General features: G+C 65.4%; 15 protein-coding genes. 11 read left to right on the top strand and 4 right to left on the bottom strand.

Going from position 1 to position 16,626, the window contains the following annotated elements; all coding sequences use genetic code 11:
- Nucleotides 1-17: 17 nt before the first annotated feature.
- The 3 genes from QM612_RS01510 (at nt 18) to QM612_RS01500 (ending at nt 5,024) form a co-directional block, all read left to right on the top strand.
- Complete coding sequence (locus QM612_RS01510) at nt 18-1,499, top strand: leucyl aminopeptidase (RefSeq protein ID WP_415252129.1); 1,482 nt, start codon at nt 18-20, stop codon at nt 1,497-1,499.
- A 72-nt stretch (nt 1,500-1,571) separates the two neighbouring features.
- On the top strand, nt 1,572-1,997 hold the full coding sequence (locus QM612_RS01505) for a DNA polymerase III subunit chi (RefSeq protein ID WP_415252128.1): 426 nt from the start codon (nt 1,572-1,574) through the stop codon (nt 1,995-1,997).
- Nucleotides 1,998-2,084: 87 nt separating this feature from the next.
- Nucleotides 2,085-5,024: a valine--tRNA ligase gene (locus tag QM612_RS01500; protein WP_415252127.1), complete on the top strand. Its 2,940-nt coding sequence runs from the start codon at nt 2,085-2,087 to the stop codon at nt 5,022-5,024.
- Nucleotides 5,025-5,122: 98 nt separating this feature from the next.
- Here QM612_RS01500 and rimI read toward each other — a convergent pair whose 3' ends face one another.
- The 3 genes from rimI to pssA are packed head-to-tail and all read right to left on the bottom strand — an operon-like array spanning nt 5,123 to nt 6,659.
- Nucleotides 5,123-5,617 carry a ribosomal protein S18-alanine N-acetyltransferase gene (gene rimI, locus QM612_RS01495; RefSeq protein WP_415252126.1) on the bottom strand — a complete coding sequence of 165 codons (495 nt, stop codon included), beginning with the start codon at nt 5,615-5,617 and terminating at the stop codon, nt 5,123-5,125.
- Nucleotides 5,614-5,889 carry a hypothetical protein gene (locus tag QM612_RS01490; protein ID WP_415252125.1) on the bottom strand — a complete coding sequence of 92 codons (276 nt, stop codon included), beginning with the start codon at nt 5,887-5,889 and terminating at the stop codon, nt 5,614-5,616. Before QM612_RS01490 ends, rimI begins: the two co-directional genes overlap by 4 nt.
- Nucleotides 5,886-6,659 carry a CDP-diacylglycerol--serine O-phosphatidyltransferase gene (gene pssA, locus QM612_RS01485; RefSeq protein WP_415252124.1) on the bottom strand — a complete coding sequence of 258 codons (774 nt, stop codon included), beginning with the start codon at nt 6,657-6,659 and terminating at the stop codon, nt 5,886-5,888. The genes QM612_RS01490 and pssA overlap by 4 nt, the downstream gene beginning before the upstream one ends.
- Nucleotides 6,660-6,732: 73 nt before the next feature.
- On the opposite strand from pssA, the gene QM612_RS01480 reads away from it, so the two are divergent.
- From QM612_RS01480 to QM612_RS01470, 3 genes are all read left to right on the top strand, one after another.
- The gene (locus QM612_RS01480) at nt 6,733-7,113 is read left to right on the top strand and encodes a DUF4124 domain-containing protein (protein WP_415252123.1); all 381 of its coding nucleotides are present in this window, start codon (nt 6,733-6,735) and stop codon (nt 7,111-7,113) included.
- A 284-nt stretch (nt 7,114-7,397) separates the two neighbouring features.
- Nucleotides 7,398-9,107: a proline--tRNA ligase gene (locus QM612_RS01475; protein WP_415252122.1), complete on the top strand. Its 1,710-nt coding sequence runs from the start codon at nt 7,398-7,400 to the stop codon at nt 9,105-9,107.
- Between the two features lie 123 nt (nt 9,108-9,230).
- Nucleotides 9,231-9,617 carry an H-NS family nucleoid-associated regulatory protein gene (locus tag QM612_RS01470; protein ID WP_415252121.1) on the top strand — a complete coding sequence of 129 codons (387 nt, stop codon included), beginning with the start codon at nt 9,231-9,233 and terminating at the stop codon, nt 9,615-9,617.
- Nucleotides 9,618-9,849: 232 nt separating this feature from the next.
- Here the strand turns inward: QM612_RS01470 and QM612_RS01465 are convergent, their stop codons facing one another.
- On the bottom strand, nt 9,850-11,100 hold the full coding sequence (locus QM612_RS01465) for a threonine/serine ThrE exporter family protein (RefSeq protein WP_415252120.1): 1,251 nt from the start codon (nt 11,098-11,100) through the stop codon (nt 9,850-9,852).
- A 68-nt stretch (nt 11,101-11,168) separates the two neighbouring features.
- Here QM612_RS01465 and QM612_RS01460 point away from each other — a divergent pair, with 68 nt between their 5' ends.
- The 5 genes from QM612_RS01460 to QM612_RS01440 all read left to right on the top strand — a co-directional run bounded on the left by QM612_RS01460 (nt 11,169) and on the right by QM612_RS01440 (nt 16,602).
- The gene (locus tag QM612_RS01460; RefSeq protein WP_415252119.1) at nt 11,169-12,281 is read left to right on the top strand and encodes an MlaE family ABC transporter permease; all 1,113 of its coding nucleotides are present in this window, start codon (nt 11,169-11,171) and stop codon (nt 12,279-12,281) included.
- Between the two features lie 17 nt (nt 12,282-12,298).
- Nucleotides 12,299-13,105 carry an ABC transporter ATP-binding protein gene (locus QM612_RS01455; protein WP_415252118.1) on the top strand — a complete coding sequence of 269 codons (807 nt, stop codon included), beginning with the start codon at nt 12,299-12,301 and terminating at the stop codon, nt 13,103-13,105.
- Nucleotides 13,106-13,254: 149 nt separating this feature from the next.
- Complete coding sequence (locus QM612_RS01450; protein ID WP_415252117.1) at nt 13,255-14,181, top strand: MlaD family protein; 927 nt, start codon at nt 13,255-13,257, stop codon at nt 14,179-14,181.
- The gene (locus QM612_RS01445) at nt 14,178-14,810 is read left to right on the top strand and encodes an ABC-type transport auxiliary lipoprotein family protein (RefSeq protein ID WP_415252116.1); all 633 of its coding nucleotides are present in this window, start codon (nt 14,178-14,180) and stop codon (nt 14,808-14,810) included. The genes QM612_RS01450 and QM612_RS01445 overlap by 4 nt, the downstream gene beginning before the upstream one ends.
- 127 nt (nt 14,811-14,937) lie before the next feature.
- Entirely contained in the window at nt 14,938-16,602 is a 1,665-nt protein-coding gene (locus QM612_RS01440) for an electron transfer flavoprotein-ubiquinone oxidoreductase (protein ID WP_415252115.1), read from the top strand.
- Nucleotides 16,603-16,626 lie beyond the last annotated feature (24 nt).

Raw genomic sequence — 16,626 nt, 5'->3', positions numbered from 1 at the left:
TACCGGACACTAGCCCGATGAGCCTCGAACTGCGCCTGAACTCCGTTTCTCCCGTTGCCGCCAGCGTTGATTGCGTGGTCGTTGGCGCCTTCGCCGACGGCAGCCTGACCCCGGCAGCAGCGGCCATCGACACCGCCAGCGGCGGCAGGCTGAAGGCGCTGGCCGAACGCGGCGACGTGTCCGGCAAGAGCGGCAAGACCGCCCTGCTGCACGACCTGCCGGGCGTGACCGCGCCGCGCGTACTGGTGATCGGGCTGGGCGATGCCGACAAGTTCGGCGTGCCGCAATACATCAAGGCGGTGGGCGATGCCGCACGCACGCTGAAGACCGGCCCGGTCAGCTCGGCGCTGTTCACCCTTGCCGAAGTCGCGGTCAAGGGCCGCGATGCCGCATGGAACATCCGCCAGGCCGCGATCGCCGCCGATCACGCCTGCTACCGCTACGTCGCCACCCTGGGCGAGAAGAACAAGAAGCGCGAAGAGAAAGGTCTTGCACGCTTCGAAATCAGTGGCAGTGACGAAGCCGCATTGACGCAAGGTGTAGCGATTGCCGCCGGCGTCGCCTTCACCCGCGAGCTGGGCAACCTGCCGCCGAACATCTGCAACCCGGCCTACCTCGCCGAGCAGGCGCAGCAGTTCGCCGCGCGCAGCGAAGGCGTGCAATGCGAGGTGCTGGACGAAGCCGCGATGCAGGAACTCGGCATGGGCTCGCTGCTGGCCGTGGCGCGCGGCTCCGCCAACCGCCCGCGTCTGGTGGTGCTGAAGTACAACAACGGCGGCGATGCCAAGCCTTATGTGCTGGTCGGCAAGGGCATCACCTTCGACACCGGCGGCGTCAACCTGAAGACGCAGGGCGGCATCGAGGAAATGAAATACGACATGTGCGGCGCGGGCACCGTGCTTGGCACCTTCGTCGCCGCCGTCGGCATGCGCCTGCCGGTGAATCTGGTGTGCATCGCCGCTGCGGTGGAAAACGCCATCGACGGCAATGCCTACCGCCCCAGCGACATCATCACCAGCATGAGCGGCAAGACCATCGAGGTCGGCAACACCGATGCCGAAGGCCGCCTGATCCTGTGCGATGCGCTGACCTATGCGCAGCGCTTCGAGCCGGCTGCGCTGGTCGATGTCGCCACCCTGACCGGCGCCTGCGTGGTCGCGCTGGGCAAATACGCCACCGGCGTGATGACCAAGGAGCACGACGACCTTGCGCGCGAGCTGATCGACGCCGGCGAAACCGTGTTCGACCGCGCATGGCAGCTGCCGCTGTGGGACGAATACCAGGGCCAGCTGCAGTCCGCCTTCGCCGACGTCTACAACATCGGTGGCCGCTGGGCCGGCGCGATCACCGCCGGCTGCTTCCTGTCGCGCTTCACCGAAGGCCAGCGCTGGGCGCACATGGACATCGCCGGTGTGTCCAACGGCGACGGCAAGCTGGGCATGGCCACCGGTCGCCCGGTTGGCCTGTTGAGCCAGTGGCTGCTGGATCGGGTTGCGTGATATCCCTGTAGGAGCGCCGCTTCGGCGCGACCCGGTCGCGGCAAAGTGCCGCTCCTGCAACAACCCATCTCCATGCCTAGAGCCGACTTCTACCTGATCGACAAACCCCGCTTCCGCGAGGAGCCGCTGCTGCTCGTTTGCGAGCTGGCGAAGAAAGCCCTTGCCGCCAACCTGCCGACGCTGATCCTCGCCCGCGATGCGGCGCAGGCCGAAGCGCTGGACGACTTGCTGTGGTCATTCGATCCCGACGAATACCTGCCGCACCAGATCGCAGGCATGGATGAGGACGAGGACGAGGCGCCGATCCTGATCGCCACGCCCGACGCCGACGTGCCCACCCGCCCGCTGCTCATCAACCTGCGCGATGAGGTGCCGGGCGGCAGCTTCGAGCGTGTGCTGGAAGTGGTGCCTGCCGACCCGGCCGCGCGCGACCCGCTGCGTGAGCGCTGGAAGCATTACCAGTCGCTCGGCTTCGAGTTGAAGAAATACGATATGTAGTGGCTGTCATTCCGGCGAAAGCCGGAATCCAGCTTTTGTCTTGGAAGAAATGGATTCCGGCTTTCGCCGGAATGACGAGCAGAAAGCATGACCACCCTCGCCTCCGGCTTCGACCCAAAATCCTTCGAATCCCGCCTGTACGCCCAGTGGGAAGCCAGCGGCGCATTCGCGCCCAGCGGCGACGGCCCGGCCTACACCATCCTGCTGCCGCCGCCGAACGTCACCGGCACGCTGCACATGGGCCACGCCTTCCAGCACACGCTGCAGGACGCGCTGATCCGCTACCACCGCATGCGCGGCTACCGCACGCTGTGGCAGATGGGCACCGACCACGCCGGCATCGCCACCGAGATGGTGGTGAGCCGCAACCTTGCCATCGAGGGCAAGGGCGAGACCCGCGACTCGCTGGGCCGCGATGCCTTCATCGGCAAGGTCTGGGAATGGAAGCAGCAATCCGGCGACACCATCGAGCGGCAGATGCGCCGCCTTGGCGCGTCCGGCGACTGGTCGCGCAGCGTGTTCACCATGGACCCGATGGCGTCGAAGGCGATCACCGAAGCCTTCGTGCGCCTGCATGAGCAAGGGCTGATCTATCGCGGCCAGCGGCTGGTCAACTGGGACCCGGTGCTGAAGACCGCGATCTCCGATCTCGAAGTGGCGAGCGAGGAAGAAAACGGCCATCTGTGGTCGATCCGCTATCCGTTGGCCGACGGTGCCAGCTACGAGCATGTCGAGGTCGATGCCGACGGTAACGAGACCCTGCGCGAAACCCGCAACTATCTGGTCGTCGCCACCACCCGCCCGGAAACCATGCTGGGCGATACCGCCGCGATGGTGCATCCGGAAGACCCGCGCTACGTCGCGCTGCACGGCAAGTATGTCGATCTGCCGCTCACCGGCCGCCGCATCCCGGTCATCACCGATGACTACGTGGACCGCGCCTTCGGCACCGGCGTGGTCAAGGTCACGCCTGCGCACGACTTCAACGACTACGCGGTGGGCCAGCGCCACGATCTGCCGCTCATCAACATCTTCACCGACGAGGCAAAAATCATTTCCTCGCGCGATGACATCGCGGAACACTATCGCGGCCTCGACCGCTTCGAGGCGCGCAAGCGGATCGTCGCCGACCTCGAAGCCGCCGGTTTGCTGGAAGACATCAAACCGCACAAATTGCAGGTGCCGCGTGGCGACCGCAGCGGGCAGGTGATCGAGCCATTCCTGACCGACCAGTGGTTCGTGAAGATGGACGGCCTCGCCAAGCGTGGTTTGGAGCTGGTGGAATCCGGCGAAGTGAAGTTCGTCCCGCCGAACTGGATCAACACCTACCGCCACTGGCTGGAAAACATCCAGGACTGGACGATTTCGCGCCAGCTCTGGTGGGGTCACCGCATTCCGGCGTGGTTCGACGGTTCCGGCAACGTCTATGTCGGTCGCAGCGAGACCGAAGTGCGCGAACAGCACGGCCTCGGCGATGCGCCCTTGCGGCAGGACGCCGATGTTCTTGAAACATGGTTCTCCTCGGCCATGTTCCCGTTCAGCACGCAGGGCTGGCCGGACGAAGATGCGATGGGCGAACTCGGCTTCGACATCGCCCTGCCGACCAGCGTGCTGGTGACCGGCTTCGACATCATCTTCTTCTGGGTGGCGCGGATGATCATGATGACCGACCAATTGGTCGGCCGCGTGCCGTTCCGCGATGTCTATATCACCGGCCTGGTCCGCGACAAGGACGGCCAGAAGATGTCGAAGTCGAAGGGCAACATCCTCGACCCGCTGGACATCATCGACGGCATCGGCATCGACGAACTGGTCGCCAAGCGCACCTTCGGACTGATGCAGCCGAAGATGGCCGAGAAGATCGAAAAGGCCACCCGCAAGGAGTTCCCGGACGGCATAAACGCCCACGGCGCGGATGCGCTGCGCTTCACCATGGCCGCGCTGGCCGGCCCGGGCCGCGACATCAAGTTCGACCTGTCGCGCGCCGAGGGTTACAAGAACTTCTGCAACAAGCTGTGGAACGCAACCCGCTTCGCGTTGATGAACATCGGCGATTTTTCCCTTCTCCCTCCGGGAGAAGAGCCTGCCCCCGAAATGCTCCTGATCGGGGGTGCCCGAAGGGCGGATGAGGGTACGCCTGTGCCGAACCCTCACCCCAACCCCTCTCCCAAGGGGAGAGGGGCTTTGTGGCCCATCACCGACGCCGAAAAATGGATCCTCGCCCAGCTCGACCGCACCTGCGCCGAAGCTGCCGGACACTTCGCCGACTACCGCTTCGACCTGCTCGCGCAATGCCTGTACGAATTCGCATGGAACCAGTTCTGCGACTGGTTCGTGGAACTGGCGAAGCCCGCGCTCAATGGTGACGATGCCGATGCCGCCAACAGCACCCGCCACACCCTGCTGCACGTGCTGGACACGCTGCTGCGCCTGCTGCATCCGCTGATCCCCTTCGTCACCGAGGAGCTGTGGCAGGCGGTCGCGCCGAAGCTCGGCAAGTCCGGCAGCATCATGACCCAGCCGTATCCGCAGGCAGGCGAACTGGACGCCACCGCCTACGCGCAGGCCGAAGCCGACATCGAATGGCTGAAAGCACAGGTCAGCGCGATTCGTCGCATCCGCAGCGAACTGGGTGTGTCGCCCGCAAAACAGGTCACGCTGCTGCTGCGCGGCGGCAATGCCGACGATGCATCGCGCGTGGCCCGCTTCGACGCGCAACTGCGCTTTTTGTGCAGGCTGGAACGCATCGAGGCCATCACCGGCGAACCACCCGCCGCAGCGCCCGCCGTGGTCGGCGAATTGCAATTGTTCGTGCCGCTGGAAGGCCTGGTTGATCTGGACGCCGAACGCGCGCGACTGGACAAGGAAATCGCCAAAATCGCCGCCGAGAAGGACAAGAGCGAAGCCAAGCTGGCGAAGTTCGGTGCTGGCGTGCCGGCGGCGGTGGTCGAACAGGAACGCACGCGGCTGGCCGACTGGAGCGCGAGGCTGGACGCGCTCACCGCGCAGCGCGCAAGGCTGGGGTAATCACGCAACGCATGCACCTGTAGGGGCGAACCCCCGTGTTCGCCCGTTTCGTGCTCACCTGTTCCGGGTTCGCCCAGGGCAGACACGGGGGTCTGCCCCTACGTTATTTCGTCATCGGGCAGCAGTTCCATCGCCATCACGATGGCATCCTCGCGGCCGTCGCGGGCGGGGTAGTAACGCGGGCGGCGACCAATCTCGTTGAAGCCGTTGCGCTCGTACAGGTCGATGGCGCGTGGATTGGACGGGCGCACTTCCAGGAACACCCGCTGCGCGCCGTGGCCGCGCGCGATGCGCAGCAGGGCGTGCAGCATGCGCCTGCCCAGGCCCTGCCCTTCGTGACCTGGTGCGGTACACAGGTTCAGCACATGCGCCTCGCCGGCGGCGATGCTGAGCACGCCATAGCCGGCGATGCCGCCATCGCGCTCCTGCAACCACATCGGGTAACCGGCCTGCAGGCAATCGCGGAAGATGCCGCGCGTCCACGGGAACGGGTAGGCGCGCACTTCGATGTCCATCACCGCGTCGAGGTCGGCTTGGCGCATCGGGCGCAGGCCCGGCAAGGCGTCCACATCCTCCACGCGCACCGCGCTCATTGCCGGTTCCGTCGCAACGCGCGCAGGTGCGGCCACAGCGCGCGCTTGGCGCGGGCATCATCGCGCACGGACAGCATGGCGCGGTCGTTGAACGCGGCCAGCAACACATCCGGTTCAACGCCGGCCACGCGCGCCAACCGCTGCAACATCGCGGCATCGACCTCGGCATGCGCGTGCGCATCACCGGTGCCCGCCTCAACGGGCTGCGGCCCGCGATACAGCACATGGCCCAGTTCGGCCAGCACCGCGCGCTGGAACGGATCCCAACTCACGCAGCGGAATCCTGTTGTTTGCGGCGACGGAACCACAGCAACGGCCCGGACAGTGCATACAGCGTGGCGGCAACCAGCAACGTGACCGGTGGCTCGATCCACAACGCGATCAGCACCGCCACCGCGATCAGCAAGGCGAAGAACGGCACCCGGTCGGACTTCGGCCCGCTGCCGCCCTTGAAGCTGTTGTAGCGGATGCGGCTGACCATCAGCAGGCCGGCGACCACGGTCAGCGCCAGCGCGCCGTAGCGCAGTTCCTCGCCGCTCCAGCCAAACTCGTGGCAAGTCCAGACGAAACTGGCCATCAGCCCCGCCGCCGCCGGACTGGCAAGGCCAATGAACCAGCGCTTGTCCACGATGCCCACCTGGCTGTTGAAGCGGGCCAGCCGCAATGCCGCGCAGGCGGCGTACAGGAAAGCCGCCAGCCAGCCGATCTTGCCCAGAGTGTCGCCGTCCATCCGCATCGACATCAGCGCCCAGTGATACATCACCAGCGCCGGGGCCATGCCGAAGCTGACCAGATCGGCCAGCGAGTCGTACTGCACGCCGAATTCGCTCTGGGTATTGGTCAGGCGGGCCACGCGCCCGTCGATGCCGTCCAGGATGCCGGCCACGAAGATCGCCACGCAGGCGGCGGTGAAGCGCCCCTGCGAGGCGGCGATGATGGCGAAGAAGCCCGCAAACAACCCGCCGGTGGTGAACAGGTTGGGCAGCAGATAGATGCTGCGGCTGCGGGGACGGTCGTCGCGGTCATGTGCGTTCGGTTCCATGCCCCCAAGTGTACGGACTTGCGGCGGCGGCGGCTCGGTGCTGCAATCGGCATGGATTTCCCCGGAGCACGCCATGAACACCATCCGTCCCCTCGCCGCCGGCCTCGTCCTGGCCCTCGTGGCCATGCCCGCACTGGCCCAGCAGCAGCGCGTCTATCAGTGGAAGGATGCCAAGGGCGTCACCCACTACACCGACCAGCCACCCAGCCAGGCGCATCAGACCCGCGACATCGCCTACCGAGACGGCACGCCCGCCCCAGCGGCCAAGGCCAGCCCGGAAAGCACCCAGTGCAAGGATGCCCGCAGCAATGTGCAGCGCCTGCAAAGCGACCAGGGCGTCAGCATCGACAATGACGGCGACGGCAAGCCAGACCGCACGCTGGACGCCAATGAACGCAAGACCCAGCTGGAGCTGAACCAGGCCGCAGTGAAGGCCTACTGCCCGGCGACCTGACGCGCATCCCCGCGTTCCGGCACCAAGGCAACCTGCACATCGACCTGGAACCGCCGCAGGGCGTGCAGTACGAGCGGATCTGCCGCGCGCCGCAGGGCGGCATCGATATCAACGGCAACCGCGATTGGCACCTCCCCCTGCTTGCAGGGGGAGGTTGGGAGGGGTGTGAGGCGCGCGGTGCCGAGCCCCAACGCGAAAGGCGACACCCTCCCCAACCCTCCCCTGCAACCAGAGGAGGGAGTGGGGCGTGGCAAAATGCACGCTTTCCGTCCTCGTCGATCCCCATGCGCCTTTCGCAGTTCCACCTCCGCACCGAAAAGGAAACCCCCGCCGACGCCGAAATCATCAGCCACAAGCTGATGCTCAAGGCCGGCATGATCCGCAAGCTCGCCGCCGGCCTGTACACATGGTCGCCACTGGGGCTGCGCGTGCTGCGCAAGGTGGAAGGCGTGGTGCGCGAGGAAATGAACCGCGCCGGCGCGATCGAAATGGCGATGCCCTCGATCCAGCCGAAGGAATTGTGGGAAGAAACCGCGCGCTGGGCGAAGTTTGGCCCGCAGCTTCTGAAAATCCGCGACCGCAAGGAGCAGGAATACTGCTTCACGCCCACCGCCGAGGAAGCCGTCACCGATTTCTTCCGTCAGGAAATCGCCAGCTACAAGCAGTTGCCGGTCAATTTCTACCAGGTGACGACCAAGTTCCGCGACGAAATCCGCCCGCGCTTCGGGGTGATGCGTGCGCGCGAGTTCATCATGAAGGATGCCTATTCCTTTCACATCGACGATGACTCCCTGCATGCCGAATACCGCAACATGTACGACACCTATTCGCGCATCTTCACCCGGCTGGGGCTGAAGTTCCGCGCGGTGGCGGCAGATACCGGCGCAATCGGCGGCAGTGCCTCGCATGAGTTCCACGTACTGGCCGAATCCGGCGAGGACGCATTGGCGTTTTCCGAATCCTCCGACTACGCGGCAAACGTGGAACTGGCCGAAGCCATTGCCCCCGGCAATGCGGGCACCGCCACGGAAGCACTGCGTGACGTGGAAACGCCCACCCAGAAAACCTGCGAGGACGTGGCCGCATTGCTGGGCATCCCGCTGACGCGCACGGCGAAGTCGGTGGCGATCATGGGTGTCGATGCCGACGGCAATGACCAGTTCGTGCTGGCGCTGGTGCGCGGCGATCACATGGTCAATGAAATCAAGCTGGCGAAACTGCCGGGGCTTGCCGAATACCGGCTGGCAACCGAAGCGGAAATCGCCGAATACCTGGGCAGCGAGCCGGGTTTCCTTGGCCCGCTCCATGCGAAGAAACCCATCCGTGTGATTGCCGACCGCAGCGTGGCCGCGATGAATGATTTCGTGGTCGGTGCCAACAAGCCGGGTTTCCATATTGCCGGCGTGAACTGGGGCCGCGACCTGCCTGCGCCTGAAACCGCCGACATCCGCAACGTGGTGGAAGGCGACCTTTCGCCGGACGGCAAGGGCGTAATCGCGCTGGCACGCGGGATCGAGGTGGGCCATGTGTTCGCGCTGGGCCGCAAGTATTCCGAAGCGATGCAATGCACCGTGCTGGATGCCACCGGCAAGGCCGTGCATCCGGCGATGGGCTGCTACGGCATCGGCGTGAGCCGGATCGTGGCCGCCGCCATCGAACAGAACCATGACGAAGCCGGGATTATCTGGCCGGCGGCGATGGCACCGTGGCAGGCGGTGGTTTGCGTCATCAATCCGAAGAACGACCCGGCGGTGTCCGCAGCCGCCGAGGCGCTGTATTCGGAATTGAATGCCGCCGGCATCGATACCGCGCTGGATGATCGCGGCCTGCGCCCGGGCGCGATGTTTGCCGATATCGAGCTGATCGGCATCCCGCACCGCATCGTGGTTTCGGGCCGCGGGCTGGAAGCCGGCACCTTCGAATATCGCGCGCGCTGTGCCGCCGAATCCGAAAATCTCGACCGGGAAACCCTGCTGGCGAAACTCCACGGCTGATCCGGAAAACCAGGGAAAACCGGGCCTGTTTTGCACTGGATAATCTCCGGGGTTAACATGCGCCGTCCGCGCTGCGGATTCCCTCATCGTTTTCCCTCTCGTTATCCTGCAAGGAAATATCGAATGTCCGTGAATATCGAAGGCCTGAGCAGCCAGCAACTGGCCGAACTGATCGCCCTTGCCAGCAAGCGCAAGAAAATCCTCGCCAAGCGCAAGCCCGCTGCACAGGTGAAGGCCGCCGTCGCCAAGTTTCTGAAAAACACCGGCTGGACCTTCGAAGAGCTGTACGGCAAGGCCGGTGCCCGCGCCGCTGCCCCGGCAGCCAAGTCGCCCGCCGCACCGAAGAAGGGGCGCAAGTCCACCAAGGGCCGCAGCCTGGGCAAGGTGGCGCCAAAGTACCGCAACCCGGCCAATCCCAAGGAAACCTGGACCGGTCGCGGCAGGCAGCCACGCTGGATGGCGGCAGAAACCGCCAAGGGCAAGAAGCAGGAAGATTTCCTGATCAAGTAAGCCCGGCCGGAAAATCCCGCCTGACAAAAACGCCGGCGTTGCCGGCGTTTTTTGTTTACGCAGAACACCAATGCGGCGAAGCCCGGGGCGTTCGCTCCGTGCTCGAAATGCACTTCCGCGACCCGCCCCGGCCTTTCCGCATCTCATCGCCCATCACTTCAAGGCTAGGGCGGGGTGTTTGCGCAGCGGCATTTCGAGCCGCAAAGCAAATGCCCCGCTGTAGCCTGATCGGTTACAGATTGCGCCGCGCACTCACCAGCAGGTTGCCGAACAACAACCCCGCCAGCAGCGCCATCAGGGTATTCAGCGCCAGCATGGCGGCTTCCTGCCCTGCGCCCAGATCCTGCGCCTGCACCAATGTAATCACGCTGCGCAGCGCGGTGCTGCCCGGCACCAGCATGATGAGGCCCGGCAGGCGCACCAGCGCACCGGGGCGGTTGCGCCAGCGCGCATAGATATTGCCGGCAGCCGTGGTCATCAGCGCCGACAGGAACAGCCCGGCCTGCGCGCCAACCCATTCGCCGCCGAAACGCGAAATCAGATAGCCCGCGCAGGCGGCCACCATCACCAGCAGGTAATCACGGCGATGCGCGCGGAACAGCACTGCAAAGGCATACGCACCCACCGGCAAGGCACACCAGACCACCCATTCCGGTTGCGGGCGCAGCGCGCGCACTTCCGGGTGGATGCCCAGCGCACCGGCAATCGCCAGGGCAATGGCCGTGCCGATGGTCAGCTTGATGATGGTGGTCAGCGCACCGGCAAAACGCGCCGTGCCGGACACCAGATGCCGGCTGGTCAGTTCGTTCATCGCATTGGTCAGCGCCATGCCGGGCAGCAGCACGATCACCGCGGCGATGATGACGGTATTGAGATTGAGCGGCCCGATCAGGCTGGATACCGCAATCGCCACGCCACCCGCAATCAGCCCGGCCACCGCCTCGAAGGCTTCCTGCAGGCGCGGGCGCTGCTGCGCGGCGATGTCCAGCAGGCCGATCAACAAACCGATGGCGGCTGCCGTGCCGATGTCCAGCCACGGCAGTTGCAGCAGGCCGGCCACGGCGGCAGACGCCAGCGCGAACCCCAACACCTGCATGATCTTGCCGCGCTGGCTGACGGGCCGATCCAGCGCACGCAGCGCGGCCAGCCCGTCGGCGATCTGCATGCGCCCGGTCATCACGTCCTCGGCGATGCGGTCGGCCTCGCACAGCTTGTAGAGATTGGTATCGCCCAGGCCCAGCCGGATCACCCGGGTAGTGTCCGATTCGCCGGCGGGCCGCGTCGGGTCGCTGAAGGCCAGGATCATGCCAGTGGGATTGACCCAGGGCTCACATTCCAGCCCCAGCCGCCGCGACACGGATTCGATGGCGCCTTCAAGCCGCTGCGCCGTGGTGCCGTAGGTATGCAGATGCTCGGCCACCTCCACCACGAAGGCGATGCGTTCGGTGTATCCGGCTTGGCGGGCGGCGTCGCGCATGGGCATCCGGATAGCATGGCATGCGCACCGGCTTTTCACACTGCGGGCGCACATTGCGTAAGCTTGCCCGGCGCATGAGCAAGGCTCCCAACCACCATCCGCCCGCCGCCACGGGCGACGACCGCACGCTCCGCCTCAGCGGGCGCTGGACGCTGCGCTTTGCCGGCGAGATCGGCGATACCCTGCGCAGCGCGCCTGAAGGGCTGGAGATGATCGACGCGCGCGGCTGCGAGCGGCTGGACACGCTGGGCGTGCTGCAACTGCTGCGCTTCGCCGAGCGGCGCGGGCTGGACTTCACCGCCCTGCAGCTGCGCGATGACCAGAGGCCACTGGTCGATGCCATCGAGAACGTCCACGACCAGCGCCCCCGGCGCAAGCCGGAATACGGCGTGCATGCGGCGCTGGGCCGGCTCGGTTTCGCGGTGGTGGACAACGCGCGCGAGGTGGTGGCGCTGGTCGGCTTCCTCGGCGAGGTGCTGGCCAAGCTGCTGCGCCTGTTCAAGGAACCCTCGCGCTTCCGCATCACCGCCACCGTTCATCACATGGAACAGGTCGGGCTGGATGCCGCGCCGTTGGTCGCCCTGCTGTCCTTCATGGTCGGCGCGGTGATTGCCTTCCTCGGCGCGATGGTGCTGCGCGATTTCGGCGCAACGATCTTCGTGGTGGAACTGGTCAACGCCGCCTTCCTGCGCGAATTCGGCGTGCTGCTGACCGCGATCCTGCTTGCCGGCCGCACCGCCAGCGCGTTCACCGCGCAAATCGGCATGATGGTGAACCGCGAAGAGGTCGATGCCATCCGCGTGCTTGGCCTTGATCCCGTTGACCTGCTGGTGATCCCGCGCGTGCTGGCGCTACTGGTAATGCTGCCGCTGCTGACCTTCATCGCCATGATTGCCGGCCTGCTGGGCGGCATGGCCGTCGGTGCGTTCAGCCTGGACATCCCGGCGGTGGCCTACATGGCGCGCATGCACGAGATGATGGAGGTGCGGCATTTCTGGGTAGGCATGTCGAAAGCGCCGGTGTTCGCGCTGGTGGTCGGTCTGATCGGCTGCCTGGAAGGCTTGCAGGTCCAGGGCACCGCGCAGTCGCTGGGCGAGCGCACCACCTCCAGCGTGGTGCAGGCGATTTCGATGGTGATCGTGATTGATGCGCTCGCCGCGCTGTGGTTCATGCAGATGGACATCTGAGATGAAAGGCAGCTGAGATGACCGACAGCGACCCCAACCGCACACTGGATGGCGTGGTCATCGGCGATGCGCCGCTGATCCGCGTGCGCGGCATGGTCAACCAGTTCGGCGAACAGCTGATCCACGACGGGCTGGATCTTGACGTGCAACGCGGTGAAATCCTCGGCGTGGTCGGCGGCTCTGGCACGGGCAAGTCAGTACTGATGCGCTCGATCCTCGGCCTGCGCACACCGGACGCCGGACGCATCGACGTGCTCGGCGTGGATGCGCGTTCGAGTGACCCGGTGATCCGCCGCCACATCGAGCGCAATTCCGGCGTGCTGTTCCAGGACGGCGCGCTGTTCTCCTCGCTGAGCGTGGGCGAAAACGTGCAGGTGCCGTTGAAGGAGTACTACCCCGGCCTGCCGGAATCGCTGCGCCATGAACTCGCACTGCTGAAGATCAAACTGGCCGGCTTGCCCGCCGATACCATCGACAAGCTGCCCTCGCAACTGTCCGGCGGCATGCGCAAGCGCGCCGCACTGGCACGCGCACTTGCGCTGGATCCGCCGCTGCTGTTCCTGGATGAACCCACCGCCGGGCTGGATCCCATCGGCGCGGCAGCCTTCGACGAACTCATCCTGACCCTGCGCCGCGCGCTGGGCCTGACCGTGTTCCTCATCACCCACGACCTCGACACGCTATACGCTATCTGTGACCGCGTGGCGGTGCTGGCCGACCGCAAGGTCATTGCCACCGCACCGTTGGCTGAACTGGAAAAGCTGGAGCACCCCTGGGTGCAGGCGTATTTCAATGGGCCGCGTGGGCGAGCCGCGCGTGCCTAGCAAACGCCCTCAAGGTGTTTGCTGCGCGGCGAGCGCCTTGCCACGGACGGCCGGGCCGGAGTATGTGATTCGGTGTTGCAGCGCCATGGATGGCAACCTTGTATCCAATCCGCGATTCATCAGTAACTTGACGTAAGCGAGAAATGCCGATGGAAACCCGTGCCAACTACGTGCTGATCGGCGGCTTTACCCTTCTGGCCTCGCTGTGCCTGCTGCTGTTTGCGCTGTGGGCGGCGAAGTTCTCCTCCGACCGCAGCTGGCGCGAATACCGGGTGATTTTCTCCGAGCCCGTCACCGGCCTGACCGAAGGCGGCAGCGTGCAGTACAACGGCATTTCCGTCGGCACCGTGGACAAGCTCAGTCTTGACCCGCAGGACGCGCGCAAGGTGATTGCCGGCCTGAAGCTGAAGGCCGACGCGCCGATCAAGGCCGACACCCGCGCCAAGCTGTCGCAGCAGGGCATTACCGGCGTGCCCTTCATCCAGCTCACCGGCGGCAGCCCGAACGCACCACAATTGCAGCCTTCCGATGATGGCGAAGCACCCATCATCGCCACTGAACCCTCCGCGCTGCAGAACATCGCCGACACCGCCAACCGGCTGGTGGCGCGCATGGACCAACTGCTCAGCGAGGAGAACATCCGTCGCATCTCGGCCACGCTCGACAACCTCGAACAGGCCACCGGCAGCATCGCCGGGCAGAAGCAGGACATCGCCAAGCTCATCGTCAATGCGCGCGAAGTGACCGACGCACTGAAAGTCACCGTCGGCAATGCCAACGGCACCATCGAGGGCATTGACCGCAATCTGGTCGCGCGCCTGCCGGCGCTGATGGACAAGCTGGACGCCACCGTCAGCAAGCTGGATTCGGCGGCGGGCAACGCGGATGCACTGATCGCCGAGAACCGCCCCGCCGTGCAGAGCTTCGCAAGCGACGGCCTGGGCCAGCTTGGCCCCACGCTATCCGAACTGCGCAGGCTGATCCGCGACCTGCGCAATCTTTCCGACCGGCTGGAAGACAGGCCCGCGCGCTTCATCCTCGGCCGCGACGCGCCGAAGGAGTTTGAACCCAAATGACCGCCATGTTCCGCATCCTCATCTTCGTCGCCCTGCACGCCGCACTTGCCGGCTGCAACAGCCTGCTGGGCCCCAAATCATCGTCCACGCTGTACGCGCCAACGCCGCAGCTGCATGCCGATGCCGCATGGCCCACGGTCAACTGGCCGCTTGGCATGGTGCGGCCCGCCGCGCCGCGCATCCTGGACAGCACGCGCATCGCGGTGCGGCCCGTGCCCGGCGAATTGCAGGTGTACAAGGACGCGATGTGGGCCAGCCCACCACCGGACATGCTGGAAGACGCCGTGCTGCGCGCGCTGGAAGACAGCGGCAGGATTCCCGCCGTTGCGCGGCAGGGCAGCGGCATCGCCGCCGAATACCGGCTGGCGATGGAGATTCGCCATTTCGAAGCCGACTATCAGGGCGACGCCACGCCATCGGCCATCGTCGAAGTCAACGCCAAGCTGCTGCATGCGCGCGACCAGTCCGTCGCCGGCAATCGCACCTTCCGCCATGCGCAGCCTGCTGCCAGCACCGAGGTCGCAAGCGTCGCCGGTGCATTCGAGCAAGCGCTGGGCGCGATGGCGCGTGACATCGCCGGCTGGACGCTGGCAACCGGCGAGGCGCATCGCAAGCAGGCGCATCCCTGAATCTTTTGCTCGTCATCCCCTCGAAGGCGGGAATGACGAACCTTGAATCCAAACCGGATCTGCAATCCATTAGATTGCCGCCTCTAGCCAAAGCCCGGACAATCCAGGTCAGCCAGAGGAGAGCCGCATGAGCCAACCGAGCCAGGAGACCATCGAACGCGAGTCGATGGAGTACGACATCGTCGTGGTGGGCGCAGGTCCGGGCGGGCTTGCTACCGCGATCCGGCTGAAACAGCGCAATGCCGACATTTCCGTCTGCGTGCTGGAAAAAGGCTCCGAGCCTGGCGCGCACATCCTGTCCGGCGCGATCATCGACCCGAAGGCGCTGACCGAACTGTTCCCCGATTGGGCCGAACGCGGCGCGCCGCTGAAACAGGCGGTAACGAAGGACGAGTTCCTGTTCCTGGATGAAACCGGCGCGAAGGCCACGCCAAACTGGCTGCTGCCGCAGTGCTTCCACAACGAAGGCAATTACATCGTCAGCCTGGGCGCGGTCACGCGCTGGCTGGCGCAGCAGGCGGAAGCGCTGGGCGTTGAAATCTTCCCCGGCTTCGCCGCCGCAGAAGTGCTTTATGACGAAGCCGGCGCGGTCAAGGGCGTTGCCACCGGCGACATGGGCATCGGCAAGGACGGCCAGCCGACCGAACAATTCCAGCGCGGCATGGAACTGCATGCCAAGTACACGATCTTCGCCGAAGGCGCGCGCGGGCAACTGGGCAGGCAACTCATCGCCAAATACAAGCTGGATGCAGGCAAGGACCCGCAGAGCTACGGCATCGGCATCAAGGAACTGTGGCAGGCCGATCCGGCCAAGCACCAGCCCGGCCTTGTCGTGCATACCGCCGGCTGGCCGCTGGATGGCGATACCTACGGCGGCTCGTTCCTGTACCACTGTGATGACGGCAAGATTTCGATTGGTTTTGTTGTCGGCCTTGATTACAAGAACCCGTGGCTGAGTCCGTTCGAGGAGTTCCAGCGCTTCAAGACGCACCCGGCCATCCGCAAGCACCTGGAAGGCGGCAAGCGCATCGGCTACGGCGCGCGCGCGATCACCGCAGGCGGCCTGCTCTCATTGCCGAAGCTGGTGTTCCCCGGCGGCGCGCTGGTCGGTTGCGAAGCCGGCACCCTCAACGCCAGCCGCATCAAGGGCAGCCACGCCGCCATCAAGACCGGCATGCTGGCCGCCGAAGCCGCGTTCGCCGCGCTTGGCGAAGGCCGCCAGCGTGATGAGTTGTCTGCGTACCCGGACGCCTTCGAAAAGAGCTGGCTGCATGCCGAATTGTTGCAGGCCAAGAACTTCAAGCAGTGGTTCAAGAAGGGCCGCACGTTCGCCTCGTTGATGACCTTCATCGAACAGGGGCTGCTGCCGAAGCTCGGCATCCGCAACCCGCCGTGGACGATCCATCGGCAGAAGCCCGACCACGCCTGCCTTGAACCGGCAGCGACCCAGCCGAAGATCGAGTATCCGAAACCCGATGGCGTGCTGACCTTCGACCGCCTGAGTTCGGTGTTTCTGTCCAGCACCCATCACGATGAAAACCAGCCGGCGCATCTGACCCTGAAGAACCCGGCCATTCCAGTCGAGGTGAACCTGCACGAATACGCCGGCCCCGAGGCGCGCTACTGCCCGGCAGGCGTCTATGAATTCGTCGGTGAGGCCGGCAGCGAACGGCTGCAGATCAACTTCGCCAACTGCGTCCACTGCAAGACCTGCGACATCAAGGACCCGACCCAGAACATCGTCTGGGTTGCACCGCAGGGTGGCGGTGGGCCGAATTACACGGGGATGTAATCCTCGCCCATCCTTTTGTAGAAG

It is taken from the genome of Thermomonas sp. (assembly GCF_047606765.1).
Classification (GTDB): domain Bacteria; phylum Pseudomonadota; class Gammaproteobacteria; order Xanthomonadales; family Xanthomonadaceae; genus Thermomonas.
This window is presented reverse-complemented; position numbering and strand designations above follow the sequence as displayed.